Genomic DNA, 13,659 nt, shown 5'->3' on the forward strand with positions numbered 1-13,659 from the left:
TGTCAGCCTCCCACGGTAGCTCGTCCGGCGGCCCGGGCCCGGCGGCGACCGGCCCGCCTGCACACGAGGTAGATCCCGAACGAGATCGTCGTGACGTACGGGCTGATGGGGATGCTGCCGCCGAGGGCCAGCAGGATGCCGCCCTCGATGGAGGCCACCGCGAACACCACGCTCAGGGCGGGAAGCAGCACCGGCGAGGCCGTGATCCGCGCCGCGGCCGCCGCGGGCGTGACGACCAGGGTGAGGACCAGCAGGGCGCCGACTGTCTGGACGGACAGCGCGACCGCGAGTCCCAGCACGATCATGAACGCGAACGACAGCCCCCGCACCGGCACGCCGCGCGCCTCGGCCACCTCCGCGTCGGCGCTGGCGAAGACGAGCGGTCGCCACATGAGCGCGAGGGCGACCAGCACCACCGCCGACGTGCCGAGCAGCCAGGACGTCTGCGGGGTGTCGACGGCGACGATCTGCCCGGTCAGCAGGCCGAACTTGTTCGCCGCGCGACCCTTGTACAACGCGAGGAACAGCACGCCGAGACCGAGCCCGAACGGCATGATGACGCCGATCACCGAGTTGCGGTCCCGGGCCCGCGCGCCGAGCAGTCCGATCGCCCCCGCCGCGACGAGCGAGCCGACGATCGAGCCGGCCACGATGTTCACGCCCAGCAGCAGCGCGGCCGAGGCTCCGGCGAACGACAACTCGCTGATCCCGTGCACCGCGAACGGCAGGTCCCGCATGATCACGAACACGCCCACCAGTCCGCCGACCAGGCCCAGCGCGGCCCCGGCGACAAGGGAGTTGCGGACCAGGCCGAGCAGTTCGCCGTAGTGGTCGAAGGCGAAGATCTGCTGCCAGATCCCCTCTGCATGGGTCATGGCCGTACCCCGCGGGGCGGTTGGGCGGGGTGCGGCGACTCGCCGGTGGCGCCCACGACCACCACGCGGTCGCGGACGCGGACGACGTCGACCTGCGTGCCGTACAGCCGCGACAGCACCTCGGAGGTGAGCACCTCGTCGGGCGCGCCGATGCGGTGGCCGCCGCGCGCCAGGTACAGCACGCGGTCCACCAGGCCCAGCACGGGGTTGATCTCGTGGGTCACGAAGACCACCGCCGTGCCGTGGGAGCGGCGCCGGGCGTCGATCAGTTCCGTGACAGCCCGCTGGTGGTGCAGGTCGAGGGAGAGCAGCGGTTCGTCGCAGAGCAGGATCCGGGGATCGGCCGCGAGGGCCTGTCCGATGCGCACCCGTTGCCGTTCGCCGCCGGAGAGCCGGGCGAGGGGCAGGTCCGCGTACCCGGAGGCGCCGACGGAGGCGAGGATCTCGTCCACCCGGCGGCGTACGCCGGCCGTGCGCGGCCGGGGTCCGAAGCGGTGCCCGTCGACACCGAGACGGACAGGTCCCGGGCACGCAGCATCGCCTGCGCGGACAGGCTCGCCTGCTGGGGGACGTAGCCGATGTGTCTGCTGCCGTGTCCGGGTGGGCGGCCCAGCACCGTGAGCGTGCCGGCGGTCAGCGGACGCTGCCCCAGCAGGGCGCGCACGAAGCTGGTCTTCCCGGCTCCGTTGGGCCCGAGCACGGCGAGGAACTCGCCCTGCCGCACGTCGAGATCGATATCCCGCCACACCTCACGCTCGCCGTACGACAGGGCCGCTCGTCGCAGGCTGATCAGCGTGGCTCGCGCGCCGTCGCGGGACGCGCCGGGGGTGGTCACGCGCCCAGCGCGCTCGCGAGCGCGTCCACGTTGGCGGTCATCCAGCCGAGGTAGTCCTTGCCCTTGGGCAGGGTCTCGGTCACGGGCACGACCGGAACACCGGCCGCCGCGGCCGCCCGCTGCACCTTCTCGGTCTGCGGGCCGGAGGTCTGTTCGTTGTAGACGAGCGCCCTCACCTTCTTCCCGGTGAACAGGGCCAGGGTGTCCTGGAGGATCTTCGGTGAGACGTCGTCACCCTCCTCGACGGCCTCGCTGAACTCCTCGGGTGTGGCGTTCCTGAGCCCGTCGGCCTCGATCATGTACAGCGGAACGGGCTCGGTGATGGCCACCGCCTCTCCGCCGTGCTCGGCCCTGATCCGGGCCTCTGTCCGTTCCAGCGGCCGGAGCCGGCGGACGAAGTCCTTCGCGTTCCCGGTGAAGGCGGCGGCGTCGGCCGGGTCGGCCTCGGCGAGGACGGCCGCGATCCGGCCGGCGAGTCGGGCGACGGTCGGGAGGTCGTACCAGACGTGCTCGTTGAGCTCGCCGCCCGCCGGGGCGGTCTTCCCGGAGAGCTTGACGGCGTTGACGACGTCGGGGGACGAGTCGGAGCTCTTCAGCATGCGGTCGACGAAGTCGTCGTAGCCGCCGCCGTTCTCGATGACCACCTCGGCCTGGGAGAGCGCGAGTTGGTTGCGGGTGTCGGCCTCGTAGGAGTGCGGGTCCTGGTCGGGATCGCTGATGATCGAGGTGACCTGGACCCTGGCGCCGCCTATGCGCGCGGCCAGGTCTCCGTAGACGTTCGTCGAGGCCACGACCGGGATGACGGAGGACGCGGCGGAGCTCCGCGCGCCCGGGGAGTCGGCGCAGCCCGCGAGGAGGGTCAGGCAGGTGCAGGTCAGCAGGGCCGCGGACAGGCGGGACGAGGGCAGGGGCATGGATACCTCCGAGCAGGGCGAATGGTCCGCCGAGCCCGATCCGCCCCGGCGGCGGCTCCACGCTAAATGAAAATGGATGTCAAAACTGCTCCGGGGCGGTCCCGCGTGCCAACCCTTACCGAGAGCTCACCTTGGCCGTCGTCACGGAGCGGGGACCTCGTCCAGGAGCTGGGGGCCGTTGTTGCTGACGCTGTTCACGGCCGGCGACACGGGACGGGCGTTCAGCCGGCCGTCCGCCGGTGTGGTCAGCAGGGCGCGCAGATCGTCGGTGGACTCGTGGTGGGGGTCGAGCCAGGCGTCGTAGTGCTCGGGGGTGAGGGCGAGCGGCATGCGGGGGTGGATGCGGCCGGCCGCGTCGGTGGCCTCGGTGGTGATGATGGTGCAGGTCAGCAGCCAGGCGGCAGGGTCGTCGCCGTCCTTGACCGCCGGGTCGCGCCAGAACTCGTACAGACCGGCGAGGGCCAGGACCTGCCCGTCCTCGGGGTGGATGAAGTAGGGCTGCTTACGGACCTTGCCGGACCGGGCGTCCTTGATCTGGTCCCATTCGAAGAACCCGTCGGCCGGCAGCAGGCAGCGGCGCTTGACGAACGCGCGGCGGAAGGCGGGCTTCTCGTGCACGGTCTCCACGCGCGCGTTGATCAGCCTCGCGCCGATCTTCACGTCCTTCGCCCAGGAGGGCACCAGGCCCCAGCGCAGCGGCCGCAGCCGGCGCAGGGCCGGAGCGTCCTCGTCGGCGCCGCGCGGGGCGCGCTCCAGGACCGCCCACACGTCGTCGGTCGGGGCCACGTTCCAACTCGGCGCGAGGGTCTCCTCGGGGTGCCACTGGGTGACCTCGAACAACTGGGCCAGGTCCTGGGGGCTGCGGGTGGAGGCGTAGCGGCCGCACATACCGCCACTGTGCCACGGCGGGGGGTGCCGGTCCTGACGGCGCGGGCGGGGGTGTGACGCCGGCTCGGCCGCTCGTGTCGTGCGGTGAGCCGGACGGTGCGGCTCACACGTCCAGTCCTCCGCGTTCCACCAGCCGGCTCGCGATGATGTTGCGCTGGATCTCGTTGGTGCCCTCCCCGACGATCATCAGTGGCGCGTCCCGGAAGTAGCGCTCGACGTCGAACTCGGTCGAGTAGCCGTAGCCGCCGTGGATGCGGACGGCGTTGAGGGCGATCTGCAGGGCCGTCTCGGAGGCGAACAGCTTCGCCATGCCGGCCTCCATGTCCACCCGGTGACCGGCGTCCGCCCGACGGGCGGCGTACAGGGTGAGCTGGCGTGCGGCGGTGAGTGAGGTCGCCATGTCCGCCAGGTAGTTGCCGATGGACTGGTGCTGCCAGATCGGCTTGCCGAAGGACTCGCGTTGCCGGGCGTGGGCGAGCGCGTCCTCCAGGGCGGCGCGGCCCACGCCGAGGGCCCGGGCGGCGACCTGGAGGCGGCCGGTCTCCAGCCCGTTCATCATCTGGGCGAAGCCCCGCCCCTCCACTCCCCCGAGCAGCGCGTCAGCGGGTGCGCGATGGTCCTCGAAGGACAGCTCGCAGCTCTCCACGCCCTTGTAGCCGAGCCTGGGCAGATCGCGGGAGACCGTCAGGCCGGGCCCGTGCCCGACGAGCAGGACGGACATGCCCCGGTGCGCGGGGTCGGCGTCCGGGTCGGTTTTGCACAGCAGGGCGATGAGCTGTGAGCGGCGGGAGTTGGTGATCCAGGTCTTCACGCCGTTCACCGCATAGCCGTCACCGTCCCTGCGGGCGACGGTCCGCATCGCCCCGAGGTCGGAGCCGCCGCCGGGCTCGGTCAGCGCCATCGTCGCGCGGGTCTCACCGGTGGCCATCCGCGGCAGATGGCGCCGCCGCTGCTCCTCGGTGCCGAAGCGCAGCAGCAGCTTGGCGACGACGGTGTGCCCGCCCATCGCGCCGGCCAGGCTCATCCAGCCCCGGGCGAGCTCCTCGGTGACCAGGACGTAGCACGACATGGAGACGGGAGTGCCGCCGTACTCCTGGGGGACGGCGAGGCCGAAGACGCCGAGTTCCTTCATCCGCTCGATGAGCGCCTCGGGATAGGTGTCGGCGTGCTCCAGCTCCCGGGCGACGGGCCTGACCTCCTTGTCCACGAAGTCCCGCACGGTCCTGACGACCAACTGCTCGTCCTCGGACAGGAGATCGAGGGTGCTCACGCTGCGGCTCCTTCGGTGGGCCCGCCGGATCCCCCTCATCGTCGCCCATGACCGGGTCCGGGGAACGCCGCGACACGGGGCGGGGAGCGGGCGCGCGACGCGCATGCGCGCAACGGCGGGAAGCCGGGCGGGACTTGACCACGTGCAGAGAGAAGCCGGCGACGAGCCCGGAGAGGGTTCCGGTCTCGTTGCCGGCGTGTCACACACCTGACGTGCCGGGGACGCTCACGCCATCTGCGGGACGACCGCGACGGGGCAGTGGGCGTGGTGCAGCAGGGTGTGGCCGACGCGGCCGAGTTGCAGGCCGAAGTGGCCGTGCCGGTGGCGCGCGCCGATCACCACGAGGTCGGCCGTGGCCGAACGCTCCACCAGGATCCGGTGGGCCGGGCCCTCGACGGTGGCACGGCGTACCAGGACGCCGGGGTGTTCGGCCACTGCCTCGCTCAGCAGTTCGTCGAGCTGGGCCGCCGCGCGTTCCGCGTGCTCGTGCGCGGGCGCGTCGGCGATTGCGGACGCGCCGTCGAGTGCGGGGCAGCGCCAGGCGCGTACGGCGTCCAGGGCGCATCCGCGTTCCTCGGCCTCGCGGAGCGCGAAGCGCACGGCCTGCGCGCCGGTCGCCGGGTCCCCGGCACCGAACAGGACCTGTTCGTGCACGCCGGCCAGTCCCGTCTCGTCGCCCCGGACCACGATCACCGGGCAGTGCGCGCGGGCCGCCACGCCCAGGCTCACGGACCCGAGGAGCAGTCCCTTCAGCTCGCCCCGGCCGCGCTCTCCCGTCACCAGGGCGAAGGCGTTGTTGCCCTCGTGCAGCAGGGCGTCGACCGGGTCCGCAGAGATGATGCCGGTCGTCACCCTCACGTCCGGTCGGCGCAGTGCGGCGCGTTCGGCGGCCGCGGCGACGATGTGCTCGGCCGGCACGCGTTCGGCGGGGCGTTCCCGTCCGGTCGACGGTACGGCCCCCTCGTAGCGCTCCCAGAGGGAGGCGTACACCAGCCGCAGTGGCCGCTCGCCGCGGGCTGCCTCGTCCACGGCCCAGTCGACGGCCGGCAGGCTCGCGTCCGATCCGTCGACGCCTACGACCAGGGGGAGTGTCATCGTCCTCACCACCTCTTGCCGGGCTGCCGTGCCGGGCAGCCGGGGCTCTGATCTCACCGTCGCACCCGTCGGGGGCGGTCACGAGAGGCGGATGGGGCAATGCGGAGGCCGTTCGGCCCATCCGGGCGGGTGCCGACCGGGGAGCTACTCGGCCGGTATCGGCACCCACCACACCAGCGTGGTGCCGCCGCCCTGCGGACTGCTCAGTTCCAGTGCTCCGCCGAGGTGCCGCGCCCGCTCGGCCATGTTGCGCAGCCCGCTGCGGCGCCCGCCGTCCGGGATGCCGACGCCGTTGTCCCCGACGGTGAGGCGGACCTGACGGGAGTCGGCGGTGAGGGAGACGTCGGCGCGGGCGGCGTGGGCGTGGCGGGCGATGTTGGTGAGTGCCTCGGACAGCACGGCGATCACGTGGTCGGCGATCTCGCGCGGCACCTGTGTGTCCACCAGGCCCTCCATGCGCACGCTGGGTGCGAACCCCAGGACCGGTGCCGCCTCGCCGGCGAGCCGCACCACGCGCGCCCGCAGCCCGGCCCCGGCGACGCCCTCGCGTGAGCGCAGGCCGAAGATGGTCGACCTGATGATCTTGATGGTCTCGTCGAGGTCGTCGACGGCGCGCACCACACGCTCGGACGCCTCCGGGTGCTCGATGAAGCGGCCCGCGCTCTGCAGGGTCATCCCGGTGGCGAACAGCCGCTGGATGGCCAGGTCGTGCAGGTCACGGGCGATGCGGTCGCGGTCCTTGAGCACGGCGACCTCGGCCGCGTCCTGGCGGCGTTCCGCGAGCTCCATGGCGACGGCGGCCTGCGCGGCGAAGCCCTGCAGCGGTTCGATCCCCTTGCCCGTGAACACGGTCCGCCCCGCTCCGCGGACGAGCAGCACGACACCCCGCACTCCGCCCTCCCCCGTGCCGACGGGAACGGCGACGGCCGGTCCCAGGCCGGTGAGGCGCGGGAGCCCCGCCGAGATCCGTTCGTCCTGGAAGACGTCCGGGCTGATGGCGGGAGCGGCCGTGGAGAAGGCCTCGCCGAGCAGGCCGCTGTCGCCGGGCAGCACCAGTCCGCGCAGCGCCTGCGCCTCCACCCCGATGGCGAGCTCCACGCCGAGCGAGTCGGTGTCCTCCATCGGCATCGCGACCACGGCCAGCGCCGCGCCCGTGATCTCCCGGGCGCGGTCGGCGATCAGTCCGAGCACCTCGCCGCGCTCGGCGCCGGACATCAGGGTGTGGGTGATCTCCGCCGTCGCCCGCAGCCATCGCTCGCGCAGCCGGGACTCCTCGTAGAGGCGGGCGTTGTCGATGGCGACGCCCGCCGCGACCGCGAGGGTCGACGTCACGGCGACGTCCTCCTCGTCGAACTGCGCCCCGCCCCGCTTCTCGGTCAGGTACAGATTGCCGAAGATCTGGTCGCGCACCCGGATGGGGACGCCGAGGAAGGTGTTCATCGGCGGGTGGTTCGGCGGGAAGCCGTACGACGCCGGATGCTCGGAGATCTTCGCCAGGCGCAGCGGCTCGGGGTGGTGGATGAGCTCGCCGAGGATGCCGTGGCCCTCCGGGTAGTGCCCGATCCTGGCGATCTGCTCCTCGGCGATCCCGACGGTGTGGAAGCCCGACAGCCGCTTGCCGTCGGGGCCGATCACCCCGAGGGCGGCGTACTCGGCGTCGACCAGCACCGCGGCGGCCTCCACGATGCTGTGCAGCGCCTGTTCCAGGTCGAGCTCCCGGCCGACGGAGAGCACGGCCTCCAGCAGGCTGTGCACCCGGTCGCGGGTGCCGCGGGCCGCGTCCAGCCGGGCCTGGAGCTCCTCCAGCAGCTCGTCCAGCCTCAGCTGCGGCAGCCGAATGCGGGCCTCCCGGGGCTCCTCGGAGCTTCCCACCTGCGTCTCCTCCGTTCCGTGGGCGGTCGGACACCGACCGCTCCGGACACCGGTCACGCTACCGGCCCGCGGCGCGCGACGGTACGGAATCGGACCCGTCGCAGCCGTGGTCCGGCGCGTGTCCCGGCGCGTACGAGGCGGCACTCCGGGCCGTTCGGCCCTGTCGCCGGGGACGGTCGGTACCTGGCGGTCCGCCCTGTCCGCGTCCGACGGTGGACCTGCGACGCGTCCGCAGTGCCGGGCGGGACCGGCCGACCCGAGGAGCGCAGCGCCATGGTCCGTCATCCGCACGACCTCGACCCCTGCCGCCGGGACCCGGCGGGTCCGCCGGACGACGGGGACGGGAACCTGGCCGATTTGACGCGGCCGGGCCGTCCGGACCGTGATCGGGGCCCATCGGCCCTGGCACCCGGCGGTGACGCGAGAGAGGGTGGAGACAGGAGCGGCACCGATCCCCCGCGGTGTCGCTCCGTGCCTGTGCAGACCCAGTCCATGAGCAACGCACCCCAACGGAAGCCCGTCATGGTCCACGACGACGACAGCCGGCCGGCCCTTTCAGGTCCGCGCCACCGCATCGAGCTCGACGGCACCGAGGCGCTGCGGCTGCTGGGCAGCGTCTCGCTCGGCAGGATCGTCTTCACGCGCCACGCCCTGCCGACCGTACGCCCGGTCAACCACGCCCTGGACGGCGGGGACATCGTCATCCGCACCCACGAGGGCGCCGCCCTGACCTCGCACGCCCGGCGGGCCGACGATCCGGGGGTCGTCGTCGCCTACGAGGCCGACGCCATCGACCCGCTGACCCATCTCGGCTGGAGCGTGGTGGTGACCGGGTACGCCCGGCTGGTGACCGACCCCGACGATCTCGCCCGCTGCCGGACGCTGGTGCGGCCGTGGGTGGATCAGACGATGGACCAGGCCGTCCGCATCCGTCCGGACCTCGTCACGGGCATGCTCCTCACCGCGGACCGCAGCCCGGGCGCCGCCTGAACCTCGTCGGCGGTCACCCGCACGCACCGCCTCGCGAACACGGCGAACGGCCCCGCGGGGCGGGGCCGTTCCGTCCGCGACTCGGGTTCCCCCTCTCTCAGGTGCCGCTCACGGGGAGGACCTCCTGGTGCCGCTCCTCGCCCAGCACGACCTTCAGGGCCCCGGTGTCGGCGGCGCCGCCGAACACGTCGTACGCCTCCTCCATGAGGTCCAGCGGGAAGGCGTGGGTGACCAGCTGTGAGGTGGGCAGCCGGCCGGCGGCCGTCATCCGCAGCAGGGTCGGGGTGGAGTAGGTGTCGACCAGGCCGGTCGTGATGGTGATGTTCTTGATCCACAGGTCTTCGAGGTGCAGGGTCGCGGGGGCACCGTGCACGCCGACGTTGGCGACGCGCCCGCCGGGCCGGACCATCCTGGTGCACAGCTCGAAGGTCCCCGGCACGCCGACCGCCTCGATGACGACGTCCGCGCCGAGCCCGTCCGTCAGATCGGTGACGAGCTGTTCCGGGGCCTCGCCGGCGTCGGCCACCGCGTCGGCGCCGAGCTGCCGGGCGGCCTCCAGACGGGAGGGGGCCAGGTCGACGGCGACGATCCGTTCGGGCGAGAACAGCCGGGCGGTGGCGATGGCCGCCAGCCCGATGGGCCCGGCGCCGACCACGACGACGGTGTCGCCGGGCCGGACGTGCCCGTTGAGCACACCCACCTCGTAGGACGTCGGGAGGATGTCGGCCAGCAGCACGGCGTCCTTGCTGTCCATGGCACCGGGCAGCGGGTGCACGGACAGGTCGGCGTGGGGCACGCGGACGTACTCGGCCTGGGTGCCGTCGATCAGATGCCCGAGGATCCAGCCGCCACCGCCCCGGCACTGGCCGTACGCCGCCCGACGGCAGTAGGAGCAGCGCCCGCACGAGGTGATGCAGGAGACCAGGACCCGGTCCCCGGGCCGCACGGTCCGTACGTCGCTGCCGGCCTCGACGATCTCGCCGACCGCCTCGTGGCCGAGGACGGTGCCGGGCTGTACCTCGGGCACGTCGCCCTTGAGGATATGCAGGTCCGTGCCGCAGATGGTGACCGCTCCGACGCGCACGATGGCGTCGGTGGGCTCCTTGATGGCCGGGTCCGGGACCTCTTCCCAGGCGGACTGTCCGGCGCCGTGGAACACGTAGCCTTTCATGACGCTCCTCACCCCACTCGACGTGTCGCGGAACGCGGGCCCGACGGGGAGGTCTCGCGGGCGGTACGCGCCCACCGGCTCCCCTGTGCCGGAATCGCCCCGCAGTTCCAGCTTGGCGCGAATGCGCGGACCCCGCTTGGGCCGGACGGGACGCCGGCGGGACCGGAAGGGGTACCTCTACCTCCCTACCTCCGCGCTACCGCAGCTCGGCGGCCACGCGCCCCGCCCACTCCTCGGTCTTCGTTCCCACCGTGCCGCGGACGACCGTCGGCTCCGATGGGTCGCCCGGGGCCGTCCCGGTGGCCGTTCGGCCCGGAACGCGGTACCCCGGCGGGCCCTGACGGAGGGGACCGGCGATCGGCGGCGCCGGCCCCCTCCGGGTCCGTCAGGTGCTCCAGGTCCACTCGGCGATCTCGGGCAGGTCGGTGCCGTGCTCCCGGATCCACTCGTGGTGCCGGGTGCGGGCGTCGGCCATCTGCTGGCGCAAGGCGGCGGCGCGCACGGCGAGGCCGGGGACACGGTCGATGACGTCCATGACCAGGCGGAAACGGTCGAGGTCGTTACGGACGACCATGTCGAAGGGTGTGGTCGTGGTGCCGGACTCCTTGTAGCCGCGCACATGCAGGTTCCGGTGGCCGGCACGGCGGTAGGCGAGGCGGTGGATCAGCCACGGGTAGCCGTGGTACGCGAAGATCACCGGTTTGTCGGCGGTGAACAGGCCGTCGTACTCGAAGTCGGTCATGCCGTGCGGGTGTTCCTCGCGCGGCATGAGCCGGGTCATGTCGACGACGTTGACCACCCGCACCGCGACGCCGGGCAGGTGCCGGCGCAGCAGTTGCGCGGCGGCCAGCACCTCCTGCGTGGGCACGTCCCCGGCGCAGGCGAGCACCACGTCCGGTTCGTCGCCGTTCTCCGTGCCGGCCCAGTCCCAGATGCCCGCGCCGCGCGCGCAGTGGACGCGGGCGGCGTCCATGGACAGCCAGTCGAAGCAGGGCTGCTTGCCGGCGACGATCACATTGACGTAGTCGCGGCTGCGCAGCGCGTGATCGGCGACGGAGAGCAGGGTGTTGGCGTCCGGCGGCAGATAGACCCGGACGACCTCGGGGCTCTTGTTCAGCACGTGATCGACGAACCCGGGGTCCTGATGCGAGAAGCCGTTGTGGTCCTGCCGCCAGACGTGCGAGGTCAGCAGGTAGTTGAGGGAGGCGATGGGGGCGCGCCAGGGCAGCCGCCGGGCCGTCCTGAGCCACTTGATGTGCTGGTTGACCATGGAGTCGACGATGTGGACGAAGGCCTCGTAGCAGGAGAACAGTCCGTGCCGTCCGGTCAGGAGGTAGCCCTCCAGCCAGCCCTGACAGGTGTGTTCGGACAGGATCTCCAGCACACGGCCGTGCCGGTCGAGGTGTTCGTCGACCGGCAGGGTCTCCGCCTGCCACGCCTTGCCGCTGGCGTCGTAGAGCGCCTGAAGCCGGTTGGAGGCGGTCTCGTCCGGGCCGACGACCCGGAAGTCACGGCGGGTGCGGGTGTCCCGCATGACCTGGCTCAGCAGGTCCCCGAGGACCCGGGTCGGCTCGTGCAGGGTCGCGCCGGGCTTGTCGACGGGTACGGCGAAGGAGTCGAGGGAGTCGATCGGCAGGTCCCGCACCATGAGCCCGCCGTTGGCGTACGGCGTGGCGCCCAGGCGGCGGGAGCCGTCGGGGACGCAGGCGAGGACGTCGTCGACGGGCCTGCCGTCCGGGTGGAAGAGTTCCTCGGGCCGGTAGGAGCGCAGCCATGCCTCCAGCTGCCGCAGGTGCTCCGGGTTCTCCCGCACCCCGGCGAGCGGGACCTGATGGGCGCGCCAGGTTCCCTCCACCGGCAGGCCGTCGACCTCTGCGGGGCCGGTCCAGCCCTTCGGTGTGCGCAGCACGATCATCGGCCAGTGCACGCGCTCGGCGACGCCGCCGTCCCGGGCCGACCGTTGCATGAGCGCGATCCGGTCCAGCGCCTCGTCGAGGGCGCGGGCCATCGCCCGGTGGACGGTGGCGGGGTCGTCACCGGTGACGTGGAGCGGGTCGTGGCCGTAGCCGCGCAGGAGCTGGTCGAGTTCGGCGACGGGCAGCCGGGACAGCACCGTCGGATTGGCGATCTTGTAGCCGTTGAGGTGCAGGATCGGCAGGACGGCGCCGTCGTGGACGGGGTCGAGGAACTTGTTGGAGTGCCAGGAGGCGGCCAGCGGCCCGGTCTCCGCCTCGCCGTCGCCGATCACACAGGCGACGAGCAGGTCCGGGTTGTCGAAGGCGGCGCCGTAGGCGTGGGCGAGGGAGTAGCCGAGCTCGCCGCCCTCGTGGATGGATCCCGGCACTTCGGGGGCCACATGGCTCGGCACGCCGCCCGGGAAGGAGAACTGCCGGAACAGCCGCGCCATCCCCTCGCCGTCGCGCGACACGTCCGGGTAGGTCTCGCTGTAGCTGCCGTCCAGCCAGGACCCGGCGAGCACGGACGGCCCTCCGTGTCCCGGACCCCACACGCACAGGGTGTCGAGGCCGCGCGCCCCGATCACCCGGTTGAGGTGGGTGTACACGAGGTTCAGGCCCGGTGAGGTGCCCCAGTGGCCGAGGAGCCGCGGCTTGATGTGTTCCGGCGTCAGCGGCTCGGTCAGCAGAGGGTTGGACATCAGGTAGATCTGGCCCGCGGCCAGGTAGTTGGCGGCCCGCCAGTGGGCGTCCAGCGTGCGCAGCTCGTCGTCGGAGAGTTCGGTGGTGTCCTGGTGCTCGGCCTTGGACATGGAGGCGACTCCGCAAGTCGTCGTTGTTTCGAACTGCCTTGTTTTCAGGGCTGGTCGGTGATCGAAGTGAAAGTCGGTCGGCTGTTCGCCCGGCCGGGTACCCCGGTGCGCCTCATCCCTCGTGCTCGGGCACGACGACGACCGGGCAGACGGAGTGATGCAGCACCCCGTGGGCCACACGGCCCAGTTGGAGCCCGAAGTGCCGCGGACGGCGCCGGGCGCCGACTATGAGCAGGTCGGCGTCGCGGGAGGCGTCCGCCAGCACGGTCCTGGCGTGGCCCTCCACGAGCCGCCGGTGCACCTCGACATCGGCCGGTGTCCCCCGCAGGGCTGCTTCCAGGGCCTGCGCGGCCTGCTGCTCGTGCAGTCGGGCGGGTGCGCCGGCGAGCAGTGGGTGATCGGTGGTCTCCCGGGCGGGGACCCGCCAGGCCCGTACGGCGTCCACCGACGCTCCGCGCAGCCGCGCCTCCTCGAAGGCGAACCGTACCGGTGCCTCCGCGCCGACCCCCACGACGATCCGGCCGCCGGGCCGGACCGCGTGGTCGTGGCCGCCGCGCACGACGACCATCGGGCAGTGCGCGTGCCCGGCGACGGTCAGACTCACGGAGCCGAGCAGTGCCTCCGCCATACCGCCGCGGCCTCGGGTGCCCGTCACCAGCAGCGCCGCGCTGCGGCTCTCCCGCACCAGCGCGTACTCGGGTTCCTCGGGCAGCGTGTCGGTCAGGACCTTCACGTCGGCCTGGCGGCGGTGGGCGCGCCGGGCCGCGGTCGTGACGACGTCCTGGGCCCGCACTTGTCCGGACGGTCTGCCCAGGTCGTGGGCGAGCGCGTCGCCCTCGTACCGCTCCCACAGCGAGGCGTACACCAGCCGCAGCGGCAGGCCGCGCAGCGCGGCCTCGTCGGCGGCCCAGTCGACGGCCCGCAGGCCGGGCTCCGAGCCGTCGACGCCGACGACGATCGGCAGGTCCGTCGCCCTCATGGC

10 protein-coding genes and 1 pseudogene are annotated in these 13,659 nt (G+C 72.8%); 1 reads left to right on the plus strand and 10 read right to left on the minus strand.

The features are described from left to right. Positions 1–2: 2 nt before the first annotated feature. From ACGFW6_RS04145 to ACGFW6_RS04175, 7 genes and pseudogenes are all read right to left on the minus strand, one after another. Positions 3–875 carry a metal ABC transporter permease gene (locus ACGFW6_RS04145; protein WP_393504430.1) on the minus strand — a complete coding sequence of 291 codons (873 nt, stop codon included), beginning with the start codon at positions 873–875 and terminating at the stop codon, positions 3–5. Next, positions 872–1,668, minus strand: a pseudogene (locus ACGFW6_RS04150) (metal ABC transporter ATP-binding protein). Before ACGFW6_RS04150 ends, ACGFW6_RS04145 begins: the two are co-directional and overlap by 4 nt. Positions 1,669–1,706: 38 nt before the next feature. Then, positions 1,707–2,624: a metal ABC transporter solute-binding protein, Zn/Mn family gene (locus ACGFW6_RS04155; protein WP_393504432.1), complete on the minus strand. Its 918-nt coding sequence runs from the start codon at positions 2,622–2,624 to the stop codon at positions 1,707–1,709. 141 nt (positions 2,625–2,765) lie between these two features. Further along, positions 2,766–3,512, minus strand: coding sequence for an SOS response-associated peptidase (locus ACGFW6_RS04160; RefSeq protein WP_393504434.1), 747 nt, complete (start codon positions 3,510–3,512; stop codon positions 2,766–2,768). Positions 3,513–3,615: 103 nt separating this feature from the next. Further along, entirely contained in the window at positions 3,616–4,782 is a 1,167-nt protein-coding gene (locus ACGFW6_RS04165) for an acyl-CoA dehydrogenase family protein (protein ID WP_393504436.1), read from the minus strand. A 225-nt stretch (positions 4,783–5,007) separates the two neighbouring features. Further along, positions 5,008–5,877 (minus strand): universal stress protein, encoded by an 870-nt coding sequence (locus ACGFW6_RS04170; protein ID WP_393504438.1) that lies wholly within the window; start codon positions 5,875–5,877, stop codon positions 5,008–5,010. Between the two features lie 144 nt (positions 5,878–6,021). Further along, a complete protein-coding gene (locus tag ACGFW6_RS04175; protein ID WP_393504440.1) occupies positions 6,022–7,749 on the minus strand; it encodes a GAF domain-containing protein in 1,728 nt (575 codons plus the stop codon). Positions 7,750–8,241: 492 nt separating this feature from the next. On the opposite strand from ACGFW6_RS04175, the gene ACGFW6_RS04180 reads away from it, so the two are divergent. After that, complete coding sequence (locus ACGFW6_RS04180) at positions 8,242–8,739, plus strand: pyridoxamine 5'-phosphate oxidase family protein (protein ID WP_393504442.1); 498 nt, start codon at positions 8,242–8,244, stop codon at positions 8,737–8,739. A 97-nt stretch (positions 8,740–8,836) separates the two neighbouring features. On the opposite strand, the gene ACGFW6_RS04185 is transcribed toward ACGFW6_RS04180, so the two are convergent. From ACGFW6_RS04185 to ACGFW6_RS04195, 3 genes are all read right to left on the minus strand, one after another. After that, on the minus strand, positions 8,837–9,910 hold the full coding sequence (locus tag ACGFW6_RS04185; protein ID WP_393504444.1) for a zinc-dependent alcohol dehydrogenase family protein: 1,074 nt from the start codon (positions 9,908–9,910) through the stop codon (positions 8,837–8,839). Positions 9,911–10,295: 385 nt separating this feature from the next. Further along, a complete protein-coding gene (locus ACGFW6_RS04190) occupies positions 10,296–12,677 on the minus strand; it encodes a phosphoketolase (RefSeq protein WP_393504446.1) in 2,382 nt (793 codons plus the stop codon). Between the two features lie 112 nt (positions 12,678–12,789). Further along, on the minus strand, positions 12,790–13,656 hold the full coding sequence (locus tag ACGFW6_RS04195) for a universal stress protein (protein WP_393504448.1): 867 nt from the start codon (positions 13,654–13,656) through the stop codon (positions 12,790–12,792). Between the last annotated feature and the right edge of the window lie 3 nt (positions 13,657–13,659).

The organism is Streptomyces sp. Y7 (genome assembly GCF_043195415.1).
Lineage (GTDB): Bacteria > Actinomycetota > Actinomycetes > Streptomycetales > Streptomycetaceae > Streptomyces.